Below are 21,260 nucleotides of genomic sequence, written 5' to 3' on the forward strand. Positions count from 1 at the left end.
CTGGACCCATGCGAATCCTTGCGGCCATGAGCGGCGGTGTGGACTCCGCCGTCGCGGCCGCCAGGGCCGTCGAGGCGGGGCACGATGTGGTGGGCGTGCACCTGGCGCTCTCCCGCGCCGGGGGGACCCTGCGCACCGGCAGTCGAGGCTGCTGCACGATCGAGGACGCGCTGGACGCCCGCCGGGCCGCCGACCTCCTGGGCATCCCCTTCTACGTGTGGGACTTCTCCGAGCGTTTCCGGGATGACGTGATCGACGACTTCGTCGCGGAGTACCGCGCCGGTCGTACTCCGAACCCGTGCATGCGGTGCAACGAGAAGATCAAGTTCGCGGCCCTGCTGGAGCGCGCCCTGGAGCTCGGCTTCGACGCCGTCTGCACCGGACACTACGCGACCCTGGTGGATGGTCCTGAGGGTCTCGAGCTGCACCGGGCCTCGGACAACGCGAAGGACCAGTCCTACGTGCTCGGTGTCCTGACGGCCGACCAGCTCGCGCACACCTATTTCCCGCTCGGGACCACGCCGTCGAAGGCCCTCGTGCGGGCGGAGGCGGAGCAGCGCGGTCTCAGCGTGGCCCAGAAGCCGGACAGTCACGACATCTGCTTCATCCCCGACGGCGACACCCGGGGGTGGCTGGCCGAGAAGGTCGGCACGGCCACCGGCGAGATCGTCGATCGCACGGGCGCGGTCGTCGGCGCGCACGAGGGCGCGCACGCGTTCACCGTCGGCCAGCGGCGCGGGCTCAAGCTCGGTGTCCCGGCGGCGGACGGCAAGCCCCGCTTCGTCCTCGAGGTGCGCCCCGTGTCGAACACGGTGGTCGTCGGCCCCAAGGAGGCCCTGGCGATCGCCGAGATCGCGGGGGAGCGTTTCAGCTGGGCCGGCGCCGCACCTGCCGCGTCGACGTTCGCGTGCGATGTGCAGATCCGCGCGCACGCCGAGCCGGTGCCCGCCACGGCCACCGTGACCGCGGAGGGCGTCCGGGTGGTGCCGCAGACTCCGCTCGACGGCGTCGCCCCGGGACAGACCGCCGTGCTCTACGTCGGCACACGTGTGCTCGGGCAGTTCACGATCGATACGACCGTCTCCGCCGTTCCGGTCGGCGTCTGATCCGGGTGGATGTCGGTCCCCGCTCCTAGACTGGCGGGGTGCCGGAGAACATCTCACTGGAAGACGCCCGCAGCGAGGCGGAGGAGCTGACCACCCGCATCCTCGCGGCGAAGGAGGCGTACTACGGGCGCGATACGTCGCTCGTCGACGACGCGACGTACGACGGCTGGATGCGGCGTCTCGAAGAGCTCGAGCGTCTGCACCCCGAGCTCCAGGGTCAGGACTCGCCGACGCAGATGGTCGGCGCGGCAGAGGCGACAGGGCTCGCGACCATCGAGCACGCCGAGCGCATGCTCAGCCTCGACAACGTCTTCTCGATCGAGGAGCTGCGGGAGTGGGCGCAGAAGACGCGAGCGGCCGCAGGGCGCGACGTCGATTGGCTGACCGAACTCAAGATCGACGGGCTCGCGATCAATCTGCGATACGAGCACGGCGTCCTGACGTCGGCCGCGACCCGCGGCGACGGGCGGGTCGGCGAGATCGTCACCGAGAACGCGCTCCGGCTCCCCGAGATCCCGGAGCGGCTCGCCGGGGAGGGACACCCGCCGATCGTCGAGGTCCGCGGAGAGGTCTTCATCCCCGTCGCCGCGTTCGAGCGCCTGAACGCGGCGCAGGCGGCTTTCCGCGACCGCGCGTATGCCGACGCCCTCGCGCGGTGGGAGGCCAGGGGCGGCGCGAAGAGGCCGTTCGATGAGGAGAAGGCGCGCACCGCGGCGGCGCGGCGCTTCCCGGCCTTCGCCAATCCCCGCAACGCCGCCAGCGGCGGCCTGCGTCAGCAGATCGACAAGAAGGACGGCCTGGAGCTCGAAGCGGGCCTGCTGCGCATCGAGTCGCTCGCGCTCTACGTGCACGGCATCGGCGCCTGGACGAACCCGCCGGTCGCGGCGCAGAGCCAGGTCTACGAGCTGCTGGCCGCCTGGGGGCTGCCGACGAGCCCGCACACCAAGGTGTGCCGCAGCATCGACGACGTCGTCGCCTTCGTCGAGCACTACGGGGAGCATCGGCACGACATCGAGCACGAACTGGACGGCATCGTGGTCAAGGTCGACGAGCTCGACCTGCACGACGAGCTCGGGGCCACGAGCCGGGCCCCCCGCTGGGCGATCGCCTACAAGTACCCGCCGGAGGAGGTGCAGACGAAGCTCCTCGACATCGTCGTCTCCGTCGGGCGCACCGGTCGCGCCACTCCCTTCGCGGTCATGGCACCGGCTCACGTCGCCGGATCCGTGGTCCGTCAGGCCACGCTCCACAACAAGGACGTGGTCAAGGCCAAGGGCGTGCTCATCGGCGACACCGTGGTGCTCCGGAAGGCGGGCGACGTGATCCCCGAGGTGCTCGGCCCCGTGGTCGAGAAGCGGGACGGGACGGAGCGGGAGTTCGTCATGCCGGCCGACTGCCCCGAGTGCGGCACGCCGTTGCGCGCCATGAAGGAGGGCGACATCGACCTCCGCTGCCCGAACGCGCGGTCGTGCCCTGCGCAGGTGCGCGGACGCGTCGAGCACATCGGTTCCCGCGGCGCCCTCGATGTCGAGGCCCTGGGCGAGGTCACCGCGGCGGCCCTGACCCAGCCCACGACTCCGGCCGAGCCCCCTCTGAGCACGGAGGCGGGGCTGTTCGCCCTCACGCTGGAGCAGCTCGTGCCGATCGAGGTCGTCGTACGTGATGCGGAGACGGGTCTGCCGCGCGAGGACGAGGACGGCCTCGTGAAGACGCGCGCGCCGTTCCGACGGAACCCGACCGCCGCCGAGAAGAAGTCGGGTCTGGAAGGTCCGCAGCCGTCCTCGCAGGCGCTGACACTGCTCGCGGAGCTGGAGAAGGCGAAGACCAAAGACCTCTGGCGGCTGCTCGTCGCCCTCAACATCCGCCACGTCGGACCGGTCGCGGCGCGGGCGCTCGCGCAGTGGTTCGGGTCGCTCGACGCGATCCGGGAGGCATCGCGGGAAGAGCTCGCCGCGGTCGAGGGCGTGGGCGGCATCATCGCCGACTCCTTGCTCGCGTGGTTCGACGTCGACTGGCACCAGGACATCGTCCGGCAGTGGACGGATGCGGGCGTGCAGTGGGCGACGCCGGGCCACCCCGGGCCGGGAGCAGCTGTCGCCGCCGGGGGAGTGCTGGAAGGCCTCACGGTGGTCGCGACGGGATCTCTCGACGGCTACACCCGTGAGGGCGCGCAGGAGGCGATCATCAAGGCCGGCGGCAAGGCGGCCTCGAGCGTCTCCAAGAAGACCGACTTCGTGGCCGCGGGTCCCGGCGCCGGCTCCAAGCTCGCGAAGGCGGAGGAGCTCGGCGTCCGCATCCTCGACGCCGCGCAGTTCCACGTGCTGGTCACGGAGGGCCCTGCGGCGCTGGAGTGAGGCTCAGGCGCTCTCCGGGGCCGCCGTGGTGGGCGCGAGGAACTGTCGCAGCCGCGGTGAGTCCGCGAATCCCAGCTTCTGGTAGAGACCCACGGCGGCCTCGCTCGAATGCACGGTGATCCGCTCGGCACCGACGGACACGGCGTGCGCGCAGGCGGCGGCGACGAGGCCGCGGCCCGCTCCGCGCCCTCGATGCTCCGGGAGGACGAAGACGCTCTGGATGTCCGCGGAGATGCGATCGACCGCCCCGGGCCGCGGCACACGCGGCACGAGGGCGACCCAGGCGGCACCGACGATACGGTCATCCTCCTCGGCGCGCGCGACGAAGGCGACGTGGGTGCGGGCGTGCGCCTGCCACCAGTCGCCGAGTTCCGCGGTGTACGTGTCGAGCGATCGACCGGCCGTCAAGTCCCTCGGCACGTCCTGCCACTTGAGCTGGGCGAGCGCGGGGAGATCCTCCCTGCCGGCGCGGTCGATGCGCATCGTCGGTCCGCTCAGGCCTTGTGACGGGGCTTCCGGAAGGGCTTCTCCTCGCGGTCGCCGTGCGCCGGGCGCTCGTCGCGGTCGCGCTTGTCGTAGCGGGTCGGGCGACCACGGCCGTCGCCGTCGCGCGAGGACGACCCGCGTCGCGCCCCGGGGCCACGGTCGGGAGCGATCTCGATCAGTCGTCCCGAGATACGGGTGTTGCGGAGCTTGTCGAGGACGGCGGGGTCGAGGTTCGCCGGAAGCTCGACGATCGAGAAGTCGGGACGGATGTTGATCGCCCCGAAGTCGTCGCGGCCCAGACCGCCCTCGTTCGCGAGCGCGCCCACGATCTGTCGCGGCTCGACGCGGTGCCGGCGACCCACCTCGATGCGGTACGGCGTGTAGTCGCCGCGGCCGCGACGCTCCCGGGGTTCGCGCGGCTCCCGCGTCTGCCGCTCGCGCGGCGGGCGGTTGTCGGCGGCCACCGCCTGCGACAGGGCGTCCTGGGCGGGGTCGAGGAGCAGCGGCGTGGCGCCCTGGGCGACCACGGCGAGAGCGGCCGCGACGTCGCCTTCCGGCACATCGTGATGCCGCACGTAGTGGGCGATGATGTCGCGGAACGCGTCGATGCGCGTCGTCTCCGAGAGCGCGGTCGTGATGGCGTCGTCGAAGCGGGCGAGCCGCGTCGTGTTCACGTCCTCGGTGCTCGGGAGCTGCATCTGCGTGGGCTGCTGACGCGTGGCCTTCTCGATGTGCTTGAGCAGGTAGCGCTCGCGCGGGGTGATGAAGCTGATCGCGTCACCCGTCCGGCCGGCCCGCCCGGTCCGTCCGATGCGGTGGACGTACGACTCGGTGTCGGTGGGGATGTCGAAGTTGACCACGTGGCTGATGCGCTCGACGTCGAGGCCGCGGGCGGCGACGTCCGTGGCGACGAGGATGTCGAGCTTGCCGTCCTTGAGCTGGTTGACGCTGCGCTCGCGCTGCACCTGCGGCACGTCGCCGTTGATCGCGGCGGCGGAGTATCCGCGGGCGCGGAGCTTCTCGGCCAGGGTCTCGGTCTCGTTCTTCGTGCGGACGAAGACGATCATCCCGTCGAAGTTCTCCACCTCGAGGATGCGGGTCAGAGCGTCCACCTTCTGCGCGTAGGAGACGACGAGGTAGCGCTGGGTGATGTTCGTGTTGGTCGCGGTCTTGGACTTGACCGTGATCTCCTCCGGGTCGCGGAGGTACTGCTGCGCGAGGCGGCGGATCTGCGCGGGCATCGTCGCCGAGAACAGGGCGACCTGCTTCTCCTCCGGCGTCTGCGCGAGGATCTGCTCGACGTCTTCGGCGAAGCCCATCTTCAGCATCTCGTCGGCTTCGTCCAGCACGAGGTACTGCAGCTCGGAGAGGTCGAGCGTGCCCTTGGCGAGGTGGTCCATGATGCGGCCGGGGGTTCCCACGACGACGTGCACGCCACGGCGGAGCGCGGACAACTGCACCCCGTAGCCCTGACCGCCGTAGACGGGGAGCACGTGCACGCCCTTCATGCGCGACGCGTAGGACTCGAAAGCCTCGCAGACCTGCAGCGCGAGCTCGCGGGTCGGGGCGAGGACGAGGGCCTGCGGCGTCTTCTGCGTGACGTCGAGCCGCTCCAGCACGGGGAGGGCGAAGGCGGCGGTCTTGCCGGTGCCGGTCTGCGCCATGCCGACCACATCGCGGCCGGCGAGCAGCGTCGGGATGGTCGCGGCCTGGATGGGCGAGGGGGTCTCGTAACCGAGATCCTTGATGGCCTTGAGGACCGGCCCGGTGATGCCGAGGTCCTCGAATCCGGGGGTTGCGGGGGACTCGTCAGGGGCGTCGGTGGGGGTCACTTCTTCAGGGGTCACTTCCCAAGGGTAGCGCGCCCGGCGACCCGCTTCCTGTGCGACCGGGTCAGACGCCCGAGGTGAGGGCGAGCAGCTTCTCCTTAACCTGCCGGCGGAGCACCTTGCCGATCAGCGACGTCGGCAGCTCGTCGACGACGAAGACGCGGCGCGGCACCTTGTACGGCGTGAGGATGCTGCGGGCGTACTCGCGGATCGCCTCGACATCGACATCGGCCCCGGGGTCGACGACGATCGCCGCCACGACCTCCTCGCCCGAGTGGTCGCTGGGCAGTCCGACGACCGCAGCGTCGACGACCGACGGATGCTGGCGCAGCGCGTTCTCGACCTCGGTGGGGGCGACGTTGAAGCCGCCCGTGATGATGAGCTCCTTGATCCGGTCGACGATCCGCACGAATCCGGCGTCGTCGATCGTGACGATGTCGCCCGTCCGGTACCAGCCGTCGACGAACACGGCCTCCGTCTCCTCGGGCTTTCCGTAATACCCGGAGAAGACCTGAGGGCCGCGCACGACGAGCTCGCCGGCGGAACCGGCCGGGACGTCCTCGGTGGGGTTCTCCGGATCGACGACGCGGCACTCCGTCCCGGGGAGCGGGAGGCCCACCGTGCCGGGGACACGGTTGTCGGCCACCGGGTTCGCCATGAGGACGGGGGAGCACTCGCTCAGACCGTAGCCCTCGACGAGATAGCCGTGCGTCGCGGCTTCGAACGGGACGACGAGTTCGTGCGGCAGCGCCATGGCGCCGGAGATCGCCACTTCGATGCCGTCGAGGGAGACGCCCTTGGCGTTGGCGGCCGCGAGCAGCCGGTCGGCGATGGGCGGCACGAGCGGCAGGAACGTCGCCGGGTGCTTCTTGACCACGTCCAGCACGAGATCGGGATCGAACTTCGGGAACAGCACGAGGCGCGCCCCCATCGACATCGCGAAGGTGAGGCAGAGGGTCAGGCCGTAGGCGTGGAACATGGGCAGCACGGCGTACACGACGCAGCCCTTGCCGCGCTGGATGGATGGGACCCAGGCCTGGGACTGTGCCGCATTGGCGAGGAGGTTGCGGTGGGTGAGGGCGGCGCCCTTCGGCGTGCCCGTGGTCCCCGACGTGTACTGGATGATCGCCAGGTCGTCCGTGCCGGGCTGCGGATGCGAGGCGGGGATCGGGGCACCGGCGACCACCGACTCCCAGAGGACGGTGCCGCGGACGCGCTCGGTCAGCGCCGCCCGCGATTCCCTCGCCTTCGCCACCGGCAGCCGGAGCGCGAAGCGGGTGAGTGCGGGCATGGCGCGAGTGACGTCGACGGACACGAGCGTCGAGACGGCCAGGTCGCTCGGGAACTCCTGAACCGTCGCCACGACCTTGTTCCAGACGATCGCGTGCTTGGCGCCGTGGTCCTCGAACTGCTTGCGCAGCTCGCGGGGGGTGTAGAGCGGGTTGTGCTCGACCACGACCGCTCCGAGTCGCAGCACGGCGTAGAACGCCACGATGTGCTGGGGGCAGTTCGGCAGGACGATGGCGACCGGGTCGCCGGCGCGCACGCCGAGATCCCGGAGACCCGCGGCGGCGCGATCGATCGCCTCCTGCAGCTGTGCGTAGGTGGTCTCCCTGCCGAAGAACTGCAGGGCCGGGGCATCGGGATAGTCCCGCGCCGACGCGGCGACGATGTCCACGAGGGAGCCGCTGACGGGGGCGAGGTCCTCCGGAACGCCGTCGGCGTAGCTGGCGATCCACGGGCGAGGGGGCTGGAACGTGCTCACGCGCCCAGCTTAGGCGGGCCGCGCCGCACCGAGCGGCGGGCGGCTCGCCAACTAGACTGGGGAGCGTGTCTGAAATCACCCCTGATCTTGTGCGCCATCTCGGCGTGCTCGCGCGCATCCAGCTGAACGACGACGAGGTGACGCGGCTCACCGGCCAGCTCGACGCCATCGTCGACAACATCGCCAAGGTGTCCGAGGTCGCGACCGCCGATGTCGCCGCGACCAGCCACCCGATCCCGCTGAGTAACGTGTTCCGTCCCGACGTGGTCGGCGAGACGCTGACGCACGAGCAGGTGCTGCAGAACGCCCCGGACCAGGCCGACGGCCGGTTCCGCGTCACCGCGATCCTGGGAGAAGAGCAGTGAGCGACATCATCCGACTGACGGCGGCGGAGCTCGCCGACAAGCTCACGACGCGCGAGGTCTCCAGCGTCGAGGCCACGCAGGCGCACCTCGACCGCATCGCCCAGGTCGACGGCGCCGTGCACGCGTTCCTGCACGTCAACGAGCACGCGCTCGAGGCCGCGGCCGACATCGACGCCCGCCGTGCCGCGGGGGAGGACCTCGGGCCGATCGCCGGTGTCCCGCTCGCGATCAAGGACGTCCTCGTCACGACCGATCAGCCGACCACGAGCGGCTCGCGGATCCTCGAGGGCTACCGCTCGCCGTATGACGCGACGGTCGTGGCCCGCTCCCGTTCCGCCGGACTCATCCCGCTCGGCAAGACGAACATGGACGAGTTCGCGATGGGCTCGTCGACGGAGCACTCCGCCTACGGCCCGACCCGCAACCCCTGGGATCTCGACCGGATCCCCGGGGGCTCGGGTGGGGGCTCTGCCGCCGCCGTCGCCGCCTTCGAGGCCCCGCTCGCCCTCGGCTCCGACACCGGCGGATCGATCCGTCAGCCTGCGCACGTGACCGGCACGGTCGGCGTGAAGCCGACGTACGGCGGTGTCAGCCGATACGGCGCCATCGCGTTGGCGTCGAGCCTCGACCAGGTCGGCCCGGTCACCCGCACGGTGCTCGATGCCGGTCTGCTGCACGACGCGATCGGCGGCCATGACCCGAAGGACTCCACGTCGCTCGACGAGCAGTGGCCGTCCTTCGCGGCGGCCGCACGCGAGGGTGCGCGCGGCGACGGCCTCAAGGGTCTGCGCGTCGGCGTCATCCGCGAGCTCCCCGACAGCGGTTTCCAGCCGGGCGTCGCGGCGTCGTTCCGCAGCGCGCTGGCGCTGCTCGAGGCGCAGGGCGCGGAGATCGTGGAGATCGGTGCGCCGCACTTCGAGTACGGCGTGGCCGCCTACTACCTGATCCTGCCGGCGGAGGCCTCGAGCAACCTGGCCAAGTTCGACTCGGTGCGCTTCGGTCTCCGCGTCACCCCGGCCGGGAACCCCACCGTCGAGGACGTGATGTCCGCCACGCGCGACGCCGGCTTCGGCGACGAGGTCAAGCGCCGCATCATCCTCGGCACCTACGCGCTGTCGGCGGGCTACTACGACGCGTACTACGGCAGCGCGCAGAAGGTCCGCACGCTGATCCAGCAGGACTTCGCCGCGGCCTTCGCCGATGTCGACGTCATCGCGACCCCGTCGGCCCCGACCACCGCGTTCAAGCTCGGTGAGAAGATCGACGACCCGCTGCAGATGTACCTCAACGACATCACGACGATCCCGGCGAACCTCGCCGGTGTCCCCGGCATCTCGATCCCGAGTGGTCTTGCGGACGACGACGGCCTGCCCGTCGGCATCCAGTTCCTCGCCCCGGCGCGGGAGGACGCTCGTCTGTACCGCGTGGGCGCCGCCCTCGAGACGCTGCTCGTGGACTCCTGGGGCGCGCCGCTGCTGTCCCGTGCCCCCCAGCTGGAAGGAGGCGCGCGCTGATGGCCGCTGCCAAGCTCATGGACTTCGACAAGGCGCTCGAGATGTTCGAGCCGGTCCTCGGATTCGAGGTGCACGTCGAGCTCAACACGAACACGAAGATGTTCTCCGACGCGCCCAACCCCGCGAACGAGGCGTACCACGCGGCGGAGCCGAACACCCTGATCGCGCCGGTCGACCTGGGTCTGCCCGGTTCGCTGCCGGTCGTCAACGAGACGGCCATCCGATCCTCGATCAGCCTCGGCCTCGCGCTCGGCTGCTCGATCGCCGAGTCCAGCCGTTTCGCCCGGAAGAACTACTTCTACCCGGACCTCGGCAAGAACTATCAGATCTCCCAGTACGACGAGCCGATCGCCTTCGAGGGCTCGGTGGAGGTGGAGCTCGAGGACGGCACGATGGTGACGATCCCGATCGAGCGCGCGCACATGGAGGAGGACGCCGGCAAGCTCACGCACATGGGCGGCTCGACCGGGCGTATCCAGGGTGCCGAGTACTCGCTCGTCGACTACAACCGTGCCGGTGTCCCGCTCGTCGAGATCGTGACGAAGACCATCTTCGGCACCGATCACCGGGCCCCCGAGGTCGCCAAGGCCTACGTCGCCGCGATCCGCGACATCGTCCGCGGGCTCGGGATCTCCGAGGCTCGCCTCGAGCGCGGCAACCTCCGTTGCGACGCCAACGTGTCTCTCCGTCCTCGTGGCGAGGAGAAGCTCGGCACGCGCACGGAGACGAAGAACGTCAACTCGATGCGCTCGGTGGAGCGTGCGGTGCGGTACGAGATCCAGCGCCAGGCGCAGATCCTCGCCGACGGCGGCACCATCACCCAGGAGACGCGGCACTGGCACGAGGACACCGGGACCACCTCTCCCGGCCGTCCGAAGTCGGATGCCGACGACTACCGGTACTTCCCCGAGCCCGACCTGCTTCCGGTGCAGCCTCCCCGCGAGCTGATCGAGGAGCTGCGTGCGACGCTGCCCGAGCAGCCCGTCGCCCGCCGTCGCCGGCTCATGGACGAGTGGGGCTTCACCCCGCTGGAGTTCCAGGACGTGCGCAACGGCGGTCTGCTCGACGTCGTCGAGGCCACGATCGCCGCCGGGGCCACGCCCGCCGCGGCACGGAAGTGGTGGACGGGGGAGATCACCCGCCTCGCCAACGCGCAGGAGAAGGACGCGGTCGACCTGGTCAGCCCGGAGAGCGTCGCCGCACTGCAGCAGCTCGTCGATGCCGGCACGCTGACCGACAAGCTCGCGCGCCAGGTGCTGGAGGGCGTGATCGCCGGGGAAGGCACGCCGCAAGAGGTCGTCGACGCCCGTGGTCTCGCCGTGGTCTCGGACGACGGCGCCCTCATCGCGGCGATCGACGAGGCTCTCGCCGCGCAGCCCGACGTGATGGCCAAGATCCAGGATGGCAAGGTCCAGGCGGCCGGTGCCATCATCGGCGCGGTCATGAAGGCCATGAAGGGCCAGGCCGACGCCGCACGCGTCCGCGAACTCATCCTCGAGCGCGCCGCGCAGTGATTCTCGCCCCCGGGCCTCCGTGTCGGAGGCCCGGGGGACAATGGACTCATGGGACACGGTGATGGCAGAGGCCGCATGGTGTCCTCCGCCGACGCCGACGATTCCGGGACGCGGATCCTCCACGTCGACATGGATGCGTTCTACGCCGCCGTCGAGGTGCTGGATGATCCGGGTCTTCGCGGGCTGCCGCTGATCATCGGATCCCCGGACGGACGATCGGTCGTCTCCAGTGCTTCCTACGAAGCACGGCGCTACGGCGTGCGCTCCGCCATGCCCGTGTCGCAGGCTCTGCGGTTGTGTCCCACCGCACGTATCGTCCCGCCGCACTTCTCTCGGTATCAAGAGGTCTCGCGGCAGGTGATGGCGATCTTCGAGTCGTTCACGCCGCTCGTGGAACCCTTGTCGGTGGACGAGGCCTTCCTCGACGTGCAGGGTGTGCGCCGGCTCTGGGGGAGTCCCGCCCGGATCGCCGCCCAGATCCGCGAGCGCGTCCTCGCGGAGGTCGGCATCACCTGCAGCGTCGGCGTGGCCGCGACCAAGCACGTCGCGAAGATGGCATCGACCATGGCAAAGCCCGACGGAATGCTCGTAGTCGCCGAGCACGACACTCTCGCGTTCCTCGCGCCGCGCCCGGTACGGGCGCTGTGGGGAGTGGGGCCGAAGGCGGCGGAAGCTCTGGAAGCCCGCGGCCTCCGCACGATCGACGACCTGCGCACGGCGCCGCCGGAGATGCTGGACCGGGCTGTCGGGCCGGCGCTCAGCACGCGGCTCGCGCAGCTCGCCCGGGGAGAGGACCCCCGCGCCGTCGACACCGAGCGCGTGGAGAAGAGCATCGGCCACGAGGAGACGTTCGACCAGGACATCACGGATCGAGCGTTCCTCCGCGCCGAACTGCTCCGGCTCGCCGATCGCGTGGGCGCCCGCCTGCGTCGGGCCGGGTGGGAGACCTCCACGGTCGCGATCAAGATCCGCTTCGACGACTTCCGGACCGTCAACCGATCGCAGACGCTGAGCGAACCCACCGCGGTCGGACAGCGCATCGGCGAGGCGGCGCAGGGTCTGTTCGCGCTCATCGAGCGTCGCGACCCGATCCGCCTCGTGGGAGTCCGCGCCGAGAACCTCCGGCCTGCGGGAGGTAGCGCGCTGGCGCTCTGGGATGACGACGAGGGCTGGCGCAAGGTCGAGGGGGCGGTCGACGAGGCCATGGCACGGTTCGGTTCGGCGACGATCAGCAGAGCGCGCCACATCGGACGAGGTGAAGGACGAGGTGCCGCTCGCCATCCGAAGGATCACGGCGTCGATTGACCGCGCGCCGGAGGCCGCCGTCGGCTACCGTGGGAACATGCCGAACATTGCACTGGAACTCGGGAATCAGGTCGCGTCCTTCGGCGTGAAGAGCGCATACGGGGAGCCGCAGGAGATCGACGGTGTCACCGTCACTCCGGTGGCGTTCACCTACGCGGGCTTCGGCGGCGCCAGCGGCGACGGAGGAGAAGGCGGCGGGGGCGGCGGCGTGTCGGTCCCGGTCGGCGTCTACGTCCGTCGCGAAGAGGGACTGCGCTTCGAGCCGAACATCGTGACGCTCCTGGTCGTGGCCGTGCCCTTCGTCTGGGTCACAGGTCGGGCACTCACGCGCATCATCCGTGCCCTCAAGAAGTGACGACGCGGTCGCAGCTGCTCTCTCGCACGCCGCGACACTGATCGTCGAGGACGTCCGCGCACTCGCGGCGTCCAATCCTGTCGTGATCATCGACGGGGGAAGCGGCGCCGGCAAGACCTCTCTGGCTGCGCGTGTGGCACATGCCTGGCCGGTTGCCGGCCGCGTGCAGGTCATCGCGCTGGATTCGCTGTACCCGGGCTGGGACGGACTCGACGGGGGCGCGGAGAAGGCGCTGGAGGGCATCCTCCGCCCGCACGGACGCGGCCTGCTCGGCGCCTGGCGTCGCTGGGATTGGGAGCGCGGCGAGGAGGCGGAGACCCACGCCGTGGATCCCGCACTCGGGGTCATCGTCGAGGGCAGCGGGATCCTGCGTCCGTCCACGGCACGGCTGGCGGATGTCCGCGTCTGGGTGGAGTCCGGGGAACAGTCACGCAAGTCACGGGCGCTCGCCCGGGACGGAGACACCTACCGCCCGCACTGGGACCGCTGGGCGGCGCAGGAGCGCCGTCACGTCGAGCGGGACCACCCCCGCGAACTCGCCACCCGAGTCGTCGAGGTTCCCTGAGCTCACTCAGCGGAGGGCGTCGGCGTCGCTCTCGTCCACGGCTTCGATGAGGAGTTCGAGGCGGTATCCCAGCCAGTCGTACACCGCTTGGCCATCGCCCCCGACGTCGGGCTCGTCGTCGGTGATGCCGAGGCGCGTCGCGATCACGAGGCGGATGGCGGTGAGGGTGCGCAGCCAGGCGTCCACGTGGTCACGGCGCACCACGACATCGCGAGGGATCCGGGCATCGGCATCGGTCACCTCGGCGTCGGGGTCGAACATCTGCAGCGATGCGCGAACCGTGCGGGCGTCGTGCAACCGCCGGTCGAGGAGGTCCGCGCGCGTGGCGGAGGCGAATGCGGCCGACGCATCGTCGTCGTCCGGGTAGGCGTTCGGGGTCAGCCGGGCCACCCCCGGGTCGTCCTGTTCGGAGTCCCGCAGCACCTCCATGAAGTCATCGACGAGTCGGGCCAGGTGCATCCCCTCGATCGTGGCGACGGAGACGGTGATCGGCGTGGTGTTCATGCGGCCTTCCTGACGGTCGCCCAGAGTCCGTAGTCGTGCATCGCCTGAGCGTGCACCTCCATGGTCTCTCGCGGGCCGGTGGCGACGATCGCGTGGCCGTCGTGATGAACGGCGAGCATGAGGCGGGTGGCGTGTTCGGTCGTGTAGCCGAAGTAGGTGCGGAAGACGCGCACGACGTAGCTCATCAGATTCACGGGGTCGTTCCATACGACGACCTCCCAGGGCTCCAGCGGAGCAGCGAACAGGTCTGTGGTCTCCTCGACCTCGGGAAGAGCGGTCGACATGATCATGCCCACCCGAGCTCATGCAACTGCGCGTCGTCGATGCCGTGGAAGTGCGCGATCTCATGGACGAGCGTGGTGTGAATCTCGTCACGGAGTTGGTCGATGTCGTCGCACTGTGCGAGGTGCGGCTCCCGGTAGACGATGATGCGGTCGGGCAGCTCGCCCATCCCGTATTGCGTGCGCTCCGTCAGCGCCAGGCCGTCGTAGAGGCCGAGCAGGTCGAGACCGCCGTCCTCCGGACGGTCCTCCACGACGAAGACGACGTTCTCGAGCTGCTCGACCATCTCGTCAGGCAGCTGGTCGAGCTCGTCGATCACGAGGGCCTCGAAGGCCGCGGCGTCCATGTCCATCGCCTCCAGCCTACGGCGACGGCCGGGTGCTCAGTGCAGAAGGACGAGGAGGGCTGCCACGCCGATGAAGAGGGTTCCGAACACCGTATTGAGGATCCGCTGTCCCTGCGGGGAGCGCGTGAGACGCCGGAAGGGACGCGCCGCCGTGGCGAAGAACCCCCACATCACCAGGACGTCGACGACCACGACCGTCGCGACGAGTGCCAGGTACTGGGGGAGCGGTGGCTGGTCCAGTCGGATGAACTGCGGGATGAACGCGAGGAAGAACACGATCGCCTTCGGGTTCAGCAGGTTCACCCAGAACCCGCGGCGCATCATCGACCAGTGGCTCTCCCGGGCGTCCACAGGATCCGGCGCGTCGTCGAGTGCCGGCGCGGGCCGGGTCAGGATCAACCGGATCCCGAGGTAGACGAGGTAGGCGGCGCCGGCGTACCGGATGACGTTGAACAGGAGATCCGAGCGTGAGACGAGGAGCCCGACTCCAGCGGCGACGATCACCACATGGACGATGAGCGCGATCTGTTGGCCGATGATGCCCCAGATCGAGCGCTTCCAGCCCTGGGTGAGGGAGTTGGACATCGTGTTGATCGCGCCGGCTCCCGGCGTGAAGCTGATCACCACGGATGCGGTGAGAAGGGAGAACCAGACCGCCAGTGACACCAGGACAGTCTAGGGCCGCGCGACCACGGGGCCGGACCGGCCGAAAGGCGAAGAGGCTCGGACCGAACGGTCCGAGCCTCTTCGAGCTGGGGTGAGTAACGGGGCTTGAACCCGCGACCTCCTGGACCACAACCAGGCGCTCTACCAGCTGAGCTATACCCACCATGCGCCCGCCGAAACAGGCAACCCCACGAGTCTATTACATGTTCGAGGTGAACTCCGACACCGTGCGGGCGGCGATCTCCTTCGCATCATCGCTGGAAGGTCCCGGTTCGTCGACGAAGACGGCTTCGCGGTAGTAACGCAGCTCGCGGATCGACTCGAGGATGTCCGCCAGCGCGCGGTGCCCGCCGTCCTTGGCAGGTGCCTGGAAGAACACCCGCGGGTACCAGCGGCGGGAAAGCTCCTTGATGCTGGAGACGTCGACGTTCCGGTAGTGCAGCCACTGGTCGACCTGTGGCATGTACTTCGCGAGGAACATCCGGTCGGTGCCGATCGTGTTGCCGGCGAGGGGCGCGCGGCGCTCCAGCGGGACGAAGCGGCGGATGTAGGCCAGCGTCTGTTCCTCCGCCTCCTCGAGGCTGATCCCCTGCGGGATCTCCTCGATGAGCCCGGAGGTCTCGTGCATCGCGGTGACGAAGTCGTTCATGTGCGCGAGGGCGTCCGCGCTCGGACGGATGACGACCTGGAAGCCGGGGTCGAGCGGACGCAGCTCGAAGTCGGTGACCACCACCGCGATCTCGACCAGTTCATCGATGGCGAGATCGAGTCCCGTCATCTCACAGTCGATCCAGACGAGGCGGTCGTTCTCGGAAGCAGTCACCATGTCGCCATCCTATCGACGGCCCCGACATCCGCCGGGGGAGCGCGGTACGGTAGAGATGTCCGCCTCCGTAGCTCAGGGGATAGAGCAGGAGCCTTCTAATCTCTTGGTCGCAGGTTCGAATCCTGCCGGGGGCGCCAGTGATCGCCGGTCACGTCGACCGGAGGTCAGCAGTGTCGCAGCGCGTCGACGGCGTCGTCCGCGCGCCAGAACTCGCCGATCAGCCGGAAGCCGCCCGTCGCCAGATGGAGCCGCTCCGCCCGGTACCGGAGGCCGAGAGGATCGGCCACCACGCGCAGGTGGCCGAGGACGTGCTCGCGGCTGTCCTGTACGCGCCACAGGTGATCGGCGGCACGGACGAGGTGCTCTCGCCGGGACGCGAGCGGCGGGGCCACGAGGGGGATTCCGGGAGCAGGGATCGAAGCGGTGGTGGTGGCGGTCATGGTCTCTCCTTCCATGGTTCGAACATACGACCGACCACCGACATTGGCCCGCGCATCGATATCCGGCGGTGACCTGGCTTCTTCTGCACGGATGACGGTTGCCTTAGCCCGTCCACAGATCGCGCGATCGTGCCCCTGCAACCTGCTCCGCGAGGTGCACGCTGGAGGGCATCCGGCCGCTGAGCCGGCAGCGAGAGGACGAACGCATGATCGACACCGTGACCATCGTGGGGAGAGTCGCGACGGAGCCCACCCCGGGGCGGACGAGTGCGGGGGTGCCCGTCACGAACTTCCGGCTGGCGAGCACGCACCGGCGCTTCGACGCAGCGAGCGGCTCGTGGGTGGATGCGGGGACCAACTGGTTCTCGATCGCAGCCTTCCGCCAGCTCGCGGAGCATGCGCGCGCATCGCTCAGGGTCGGCGACAGCGTCATCGTCTCGGGACGACTGCGCGTACGACCGTGGGAGAGCAATGGCAAGCAGGGGACGAGCGTCGACATCGACGCCGACACGATCGGACACGATCTGCGGTGGGGGACCACCGCGTACCGACCGAGCACCCGTCCGTCTCCCACGGATGTGGAGGTGAGCGGGGACGTCCCGACGACCGATGAGGAAGGGCGCGATGCGTGGGAGCAGCCGGCGGAGGGCGAGGCGGCCTAGACTCTGCTCGTGCTCCGATCGGTCCTGAACTCCCGCGCTGCGACGCTCGTGCTCGTCGCCGGTCTCTCGGCAGCCGTCCTCGCCGGGTGCGCCCCGGAGCCGGAGGTGACGCCGACCCCGACCGGGACGGCCAGTGCCACGCCGACACCGCCGGCCGCGCCTGCTCTGGTGCCGGGCGGGAGCGCCGCAGACAACCTTCCCGTGTTCACCGCAGTGGCCGAACAGGTGTGGGGCACGGAGCAGCGCGCGGAGGGGCGGGCATACGTCGACGGTCTCGTCGCGGCGGGGTTCGATCGGGACGCCATGCAGCTCACGCCGGACCAGTCCACGGTCGGGAACCCGGCGGAGAGCATCCAGTTCTCGGTCCGCTGGGGCGAGGAGGAGTGCCTGATCGGACAGGTCGGGCCCTCCACCGGCGCCGTCGTGACCACCGTCATGCCGCAGCTCGCCGGCGGGCGCTGTCTCGTGGGCGTGACGCGGCCGATCGACTGGTGACCCGCGTACACAGATAAGCCCGCTCACGGCCGGTAGGCTGGAGTGTCGATCTTCGACGCCAACAGAAGGAGCGGTTTTCGGTGGCTGAGTACATCTACTCCATGGTTCGTGCCCGCAAGGCGGTGGGTGAGAAGCTCATCCTGGACGACGTCACGATGGCGTTCCTGCCGGGCGCGAAGATCGGCATGGTCGGCCCCAACGGCGCCGGAAAGTCGACGATCCTCAAGATCATGGCGGGGCTCGACACGCCCTCCAACGGTGAGGCCAAGCTCTCGCCGGGCTACTCCGTGGGCATCCTCATGCAGGAGCCCGAGCTCGACGAGTCGAAGACGGTCCTGGAGAACATCCAGGACGGCATCGCCATCAAGGCCAAGGTCGACCGGTTCAACGAGATCTCCGCGCTGATGGCCGACCCGGACGCCGACTTCGATGCGCTGCTCGCGGAGATGGGTACGCTGCAGGAGGAGATCGACGCGGCGGACGGCTGGGACCTCGATTCCCAGCTCGAGCAGGCGATGGACGCCCTGCGCACCCCGCCCGGCGACGCGGCCATCGCTCCGCTCTCCGGTGGCGAGAAGCGCCGTGTGGCGCTGGCCAAGCTGCTGCTGCAGAAGCCCGACCTGCTGCTCCTCGACGAGCCCACCAACCACCTCGACGCGGAGAGCGTGCTCTGGCTCGAGCAGCACCTCCAGTCGTACAAGGGCGCCGTGATCGCGATCACCCACGACCGGTACTTCCTCGACCACGTGGCCGAGTGGATCGCTGAGGTCGACCGCGGCCGCCTCATCGGCTACGAGGGCAACTACTCGACGTACCTGGAGAAGAAGGCCGAGCGCCTCGACATCCAGGGCAAGAAGGACGCCAAGCTCGCGAAGCGCCTCAAGGACGAGCTCGACTGGGTCCGCTCCAGCGCGAAGGGCCGCCAGACCAAGTCGAAGGCCCGTTTGGCCCGGTACGAGGAGATGGCGGCCGAGGCGGAGCGGACGAGGAAGCTGGACTTCGAGGAGATCCAGATCCCTGCCGGTCCTCGACTCGGCAACGTGGTCATCGAGGCGAAGAACCTCAAGAAGGGCTTCGACGGGCGCTCGCTCATCGACGGCCTGAGCTTCAGCCTCCCGCCGAACGGCATCGTCGGCGTCATCGGTCCGAACGGCGTCGGAAAGACGACCCTGTTCAAGACCATCGTCGGTCTCGAGCCCCTGGACGGCGGAGACCTGAAGATCGGCGAGACCGTCAAGATCAGCTACGTCGACCAGTCGCGTTCGTCGATCGACCCGAACAAGACCCTGTGGGAGGTCGTGTCCGACGGACTCGACTTCATCACGGTCGGCAAGACCGAGATCCCGTCCCGTGCCTACGTGTCCAAGTTCGGGTTCAAGGGTCCGGACCAGCAGAAGAAGGCCGGCGTGCTCTCCGGTGGTGAGCGCAACCGTCTGAACCTCGCGCTCACCCTCAAGGAGGGCGGCAACCTGCTCCTCCTCGACGAGCCGACCAACGACCTCGACGTCGAGACCCTGAGCTCCCTGGAGAACGCGCTGCTCGAGTTCCCCGGCTGCGCCGTGGTCATCACCCACGACCGGTGGTTCCTCGATCGGATCGCGACGCACATCCTCGCGTACGAGGGCACGGACGAGAAGCCCGACCAGTGGTACTGGTTCGAGGGCAACTTCGAGGCCTACGAGCAGAACAAGATCGAGCGCCTCGGGCCGGACGCGGCCAAGCCCCACCGCTCGACCCACCGCAAGCTCACGCGCGACTGAGCCGGTCATGAGCACCGACTCGCCGGGTTCCCGCCTGCACATCCCGATCCAGCTCCGCTGGGGCGATCTGGATGCGTTCAACCACGTCAACAACACCTCGATGCTGAAGCTGCTCGAGGAGGCGCGCGTCCGCGCGTTCTGGCGGGCGGGACCCGGCGAGCAGGCGCCGTCCACGGCCGTCCTCGACTCCGGGATCGAGGAAGGCATCCTGACGCTCATCGCGCGGCAGGAGATCGAGTACCTCGCTCCGGTGCCGTATCAGCGCCGCCCGTTGGAGGTGCAGATGTGGTTCGGGAAGCTCGGTGGATCGAGCGTCGAGGTCTGCTACGAGGTGCACAACGACCCGGCCGCCGAGCCGCGTGAACTCTACGCGCGGTCCACGGCCGTCATCGTGCTCGTCGACGCGGGGACCGGGCGGCCGACGCGGCTGACCGCGGAGATGCGCGAGGCATGGGAGCCGTACGTCGGCCCCTCCATCGAGTACGCCCACCGCTGAGCGCAGGTCAGCGATCCTCCGGGACGCGGATCATGATCTCCTGCGCGACGCTCGCGACCAGCGCGCCCTCACGGGTGTACACCCGCCCCGTGGCCAGACCGCGACCGCCCCGGGCGCTCGGCGACTCCTGCACGTAGAGGAGCCATTCGTCCACGCGGGCCGGACGATGCCACCACATCGCGTGGTCCAGGCTCGCGACCTTCAACCCGGGCAGCGACCATGACACTCCGTGAGCGCGCAGGATCGACTCCTGGATCGTCATGTCGCTGAGGTAGGCGAGCGCGGCCCGATGCAGCCGCTGGTCGTCGGGGAGCGGGGCACGCAGCCGCATCCACACCGCCTGCCGCGGAACCCTCTCATCATCGTTCGGCAGATAGAGCGGGGAGTCGACGTGGCGGATGTCCGCGGCGCGCTCGCTCAGCATGCGCCGTGCACCGCCGGCGAGGCCCGGCACCCGGTCCTCATCGGGGACGAGGTCCTCCGGGACAGGGATACCGGCGGGCATGGGCTCGGCATGCTCCACTCCGGGGTCGGCGTCCTGGAACGAGGCGATCATCGAGAAGATCGGGACGCCGTTCTGGTATGCCTGAGTCCGACGGGTGGAGAACGAGCGGCCGTCATGGATGCGATCGACGGCGATGGTGATGCCCTGACTCGCGTCGCCCGGGCGGAGGAAGTACCCGTGCATCGAGTGGACGGCCCGGTCCTGCGGCAGCGTGCGCTCCGCGGCCACGAGGGTCTGCGCGAGCACCTGACCGCCGTAGATGCGGCCGCTCGGCATCGGGTGCGACGAACCGGTGAAGATGTCCTCGGTGGTCCGCGCCTGGGTGGCGTCGAGGTCGAGGACGTCGAGAAGACGCTCCACGGTCTGGATGGCGTGCTCGTCGGCGCTCATGTGTTCCCCTCCGCGGCCCCGGGTCGCCGCTCGTTGGTAGTTTAGAACGCGTGACCCCTCAGCTCCTGCTCGCCGATCCGGACACGGCGAAGGATGTCCTCACGTTCACGGGCCGCGCGGCCCGGGTGTCTGACGAAGGGGTTCGCCTGCAGGCCCATCGCGGCGTCCTGGCGCTCACGACGGCGGTCCTCGCACCCCAGGGGCTCTTCGACCAGACGCCGACGATCCTCGCCATGCGCATCGTCCGTGCCGATCCGGAGCTCGAGTGCGACCTCGTGATCGACGCCCTGAGCCCGACGGACGACCCGCAGCGCCTCGGGCTGCCCGAGACCGCCCTCTCGCCCGCATGGGCCGGCGTCGCGCCCCCGCGGCAGGGCTGGCTCGCGGAGTCCGTCCTGCCCGCCTCCACCATCGCGCAGCGCGCACAGTGGGGCATCTCCGCGGTCGCCCACGGTGCGGGGCCGGGGTCGGGTGAGGAGGCCGTGCGCGCGCTTCGTGCGGCCATCTGGGGCGAGCCGGACGACGACCTCGGCGGATTGCCGCGGGGCGTGGCGTTCGCCGCGGACGCGCTGGGCTTCATCTCCGGTGAAGAGGACGTGACCGTCACGCGGTCCGGCCGCTGGACGCGGCTCGCCTTCCGCCGCGGCCACGTCCTCGCACGGGGCCCCGTCGCCACCGGACTGACGGGGGTGCGGGCCACCGGCTCCACCGCCTGACGTGACCGCAGGCA

General features: G+C 69.8%; 23 protein-coding genes and 2 tRNA genes. 14 read left to right on the forward strand and 11 right to left on the reverse strand.

Annotated features, from left to right (window positions below):
• Positions 1-8 precede the first annotated feature (8 nt).
• Positions 9-1,106, forward strand: a complete 1,098-nt coding sequence (gene mnmA, locus MICNX66_RS07775; RefSeq protein WP_187664010.1) for a tRNA 2-thiouridine(34) synthase MnmA — start codon at positions 9-11, stop codon at positions 1,104-1,106.
• Between the two features lie 38 nt (positions 1,107-1,144).
• Entirely contained in the window at positions 1,145-3,460 is a 2,316-nt protein-coding gene (gene ligA, locus MICNX66_RS07780) for an NAD-dependent DNA ligase LigA (RefSeq protein ID WP_187664011.1), read from the forward strand.
• A gap of 3 nt (positions 3,461-3,463) precedes the next feature.
• On the opposite strand, the gene MICNX66_RS07785 is transcribed toward ligA, so the two are convergent.
• Genes MICNX66_RS07785 through MICNX66_RS07795 form a run of 3 tightly spaced genes read right to left on the reverse strand, consistent with a single transcriptional unit; the run spans position 3,464 to position 7,540 of the window.
• On the reverse strand, positions 3,464-3,943 hold the full coding sequence (locus MICNX66_RS07785; protein ID WP_187664012.1) for a GNAT family N-acetyltransferase: 480 nt from the start codon (positions 3,941-3,943) through the stop codon (positions 3,464-3,466).
• Between the two features lie 11 nt (positions 3,944-3,954).
• The gene (locus tag MICNX66_RS07790) at positions 3,955-5,793 is read right to left on the reverse strand and encodes a DEAD/DEAH box helicase (protein WP_442922892.1); all 1,839 of its coding nucleotides are present in this window, start codon (positions 5,791-5,793) and stop codon (positions 3,955-3,957) included.
• A gap of 46 nt (positions 5,794-5,839) precedes the next feature.
• Complete coding sequence (locus tag MICNX66_RS07795; RefSeq protein ID WP_187664013.1) at positions 5,840-7,540, reverse strand: long-chain-fatty-acid--CoA ligase; 1,701 nt, start codon at positions 7,538-7,540, stop codon at positions 5,840-5,842.
• A 65-nt stretch (positions 7,541-7,605) separates the two neighbouring features.
• Between MICNX66_RS07795 and gatC the strand changes: the two genes are divergently transcribed.
• From gatC to MICNX66_RS07825, 6 genes are read left to right on the forward strand one after another with little or no spacing between them, the layout of a single operon-like run.
• Positions 7,606-7,905, forward strand: a complete 300-nt coding sequence (gene gatC / locus MICNX66_RS07800) for an Asp-tRNA(Asn)/Glu-tRNA(Gln) amidotransferase subunit GatC (protein ID WP_025103377.1) — start codon at positions 7,606-7,608, stop codon at positions 7,903-7,905.
• Positions 7,902-9,419, forward strand: a complete 1,518-nt coding sequence (gatA, locus tag MICNX66_RS07805; protein ID WP_187664014.1) for an Asp-tRNA(Asn)/Glu-tRNA(Gln) amidotransferase subunit GatA — start codon at positions 7,902-7,904, stop codon at positions 9,417-9,419. The genes gatC and gatA overlap by 4 nt, the downstream gene beginning before the upstream one ends.
• On the forward strand, positions 9,419-10,933 hold the full coding sequence (gene gatB / locus MICNX66_RS07810) for an Asp-tRNA(Asn)/Glu-tRNA(Gln) amidotransferase subunit GatB (RefSeq protein ID WP_187664015.1): 1,515 nt from the start codon (positions 9,419-9,421) through the stop codon (positions 10,931-10,933). The genes gatA and gatB overlap by 1 nt, the downstream gene beginning before the upstream one ends.
• Positions 10,934-10,981: 48 nt before the next feature.
• Complete coding sequence (gene dinB, locus MICNX66_RS07815; protein ID WP_187664016.1) at positions 10,982-12,238, forward strand: DNA polymerase IV; 1,257 nt, start codon at positions 10,982-10,984, stop codon at positions 12,236-12,238.
• A gap of 37 nt (positions 12,239-12,275) precedes the next feature.
• Entirely contained in the window at positions 12,276-12,593 is a 318-nt protein-coding gene (locus MICNX66_RS07820; protein WP_071328758.1) for a hypothetical protein, read from the forward strand.
• Positions 12,577-13,158 carry a hypothetical protein gene (locus MICNX66_RS07825; protein ID WP_187664017.1) on the forward strand — a complete coding sequence of 194 codons (582 nt, stop codon included), beginning with the start codon at positions 12,577-12,579 and terminating at the stop codon, positions 13,156-13,158. Before MICNX66_RS07820 ends, MICNX66_RS07825 begins: the two co-directional genes overlap by 17 nt.
• A 6-nt stretch (positions 13,159-13,164) precedes the next feature.
• Here MICNX66_RS07825 and MICNX66_RS07830 read toward each other — a convergent pair whose 3' ends face one another.
• The 6 genes from MICNX66_RS07830 to orn all read right to left on the reverse strand — a co-directional run bounded on the left by MICNX66_RS07830 (position 13,165) and on the right by orn (position 15,782).
• Positions 13,165-13,662, reverse strand: a complete 498-nt coding sequence (locus tag MICNX66_RS07830) for a DUF2017 family protein (RefSeq protein WP_187664018.1) — start codon at positions 13,660-13,662, stop codon at positions 13,165-13,167.
• Positions 13,659-13,946 (reverse strand): ATP-dependent Clp protease adapter ClpS, encoded by a 288-nt coding sequence (gene clpS, locus MICNX66_RS07835; protein WP_232089236.1) that lies wholly within the window; start codon positions 13,944-13,946, stop codon positions 13,659-13,661. Before clpS ends, MICNX66_RS07830 begins: the two co-directional genes overlap by 4 nt.
• Before the next feature lie 2 nt (positions 13,947-13,948).
• Positions 13,949-14,296: a metallopeptidase family protein gene (locus tag MICNX66_RS07840; protein WP_187664020.1), complete on the reverse strand. Its 348-nt coding sequence runs from the start codon at positions 14,294-14,296 to the stop codon at positions 13,949-13,951.
• Between the two features lie 30 nt (positions 14,297-14,326).
• The gene (locus tag MICNX66_RS07845) at positions 14,327-14,956 is read right to left on the reverse strand and encodes a LysE family transporter (protein ID WP_187664021.1); all 630 of its coding nucleotides are present in this window, start codon (positions 14,954-14,956) and stop codon (positions 14,327-14,329) included.
• 87 nt (positions 14,957-15,043) lie between these two features.
• Positions 15,044-15,119: transfer RNA gene (locus MICNX66_RS07850), tRNA-His, on the reverse strand.
• 36 nt (positions 15,120-15,155) lie between these two features.
• Positions 15,156-15,782, reverse strand: a complete 627-nt coding sequence (gene orn, locus MICNX66_RS07855; protein WP_187664022.1) for an oligoribonuclease — start codon at positions 15,780-15,782, stop codon at positions 15,156-15,158.
• Positions 15,783-15,843: 61 nt separating this feature from the next.
• Here orn and MICNX66_RS07860 point away from each other — a divergent pair.
• Positions 15,844-15,919 (forward strand) — tRNA-Arg (locus tag MICNX66_RS07860).
• 27 nt (positions 15,920-15,946) lie between these two features.
• Here the strand turns inward: MICNX66_RS07860 and MICNX66_RS07865 are convergent.
• Positions 15,947-16,222, reverse strand: coding sequence for a hypothetical protein (locus MICNX66_RS07865; RefSeq protein ID WP_187664023.1), 276 nt, complete (start codon positions 16,220-16,222; stop codon positions 15,947-15,949).
• A gap of 206 nt (positions 16,223-16,428) precedes the next feature.
• Between MICNX66_RS07865 and MICNX66_RS07870 the strand changes: the two genes are divergently transcribed.
• The 4 genes from MICNX66_RS07870 to MICNX66_RS07885 all read left to right on the forward strand — a co-directional run bounded on the left by MICNX66_RS07870 (position 16,429) and on the right by MICNX66_RS07885 (position 19,635).
• Positions 16,429-16,884, forward strand: a complete 456-nt coding sequence (locus tag MICNX66_RS07870) for a single-stranded DNA-binding protein (RefSeq protein WP_187664024.1) — start codon at positions 16,429-16,431, stop codon at positions 16,882-16,884.
• Positions 16,885-16,893: 9 nt separating this feature from the next.
• A complete protein-coding gene (locus tag MICNX66_RS07875; RefSeq protein ID WP_232089227.1) occupies positions 16,894-17,379 on the forward strand; it encodes a DUF6993 domain-containing protein in 486 nt (161 codons plus the stop codon).
• An 80-nt stretch (positions 17,380-17,459) separates the two neighbouring features.
• A complete protein-coding gene (gene ettA / locus MICNX66_RS07880) occupies positions 17,460-19,139 on the forward strand; it encodes an energy-dependent translational throttle protein EttA (RefSeq protein ID WP_025103391.1) in 1,680 nt (559 codons plus the stop codon).
• Between the two features lie 7 nt (positions 19,140-19,146).
• Positions 19,147-19,635: an acyl-CoA thioesterase gene (locus MICNX66_RS07885; protein ID WP_187664025.1), complete on the forward strand. Its 489-nt coding sequence runs from the start codon at positions 19,147-19,149 to the stop codon at positions 19,633-19,635.
• 7 nt (positions 19,636-19,642) lie between these two features.
• Here MICNX66_RS07885 and MICNX66_RS07890 read toward each other — a convergent pair whose 3' ends face one another.
• On the reverse strand, positions 19,643-20,530 hold the full coding sequence (locus MICNX66_RS07890; protein ID WP_187664026.1) for an acyl-CoA thioesterase: 888 nt from the start codon (positions 20,528-20,530) through the stop codon (positions 19,643-19,645).
• 50 nt (positions 20,531-20,580) lie between these two features.
• On the opposite strand from MICNX66_RS07890, the gene MICNX66_RS07895 reads away from it, so the two are divergent.
• Positions 20,581-21,246: a hypothetical protein gene (locus tag MICNX66_RS07895; protein WP_187664027.1), complete on the forward strand. Its 666-nt coding sequence runs from the start codon at positions 20,581-20,583 to the stop codon at positions 21,244-21,246.
• Positions 21,247-21,260 lie beyond the last annotated feature (14 nt).

This window comes from Microbacterium sp. Nx66 (genome assembly GCF_904066215.1).
Classification (GTDB): domain Bacteria; phylum Actinomycetota; class Actinomycetes; order Actinomycetales; family Microbacteriaceae; genus Microbacterium; species Microbacterium meiriae.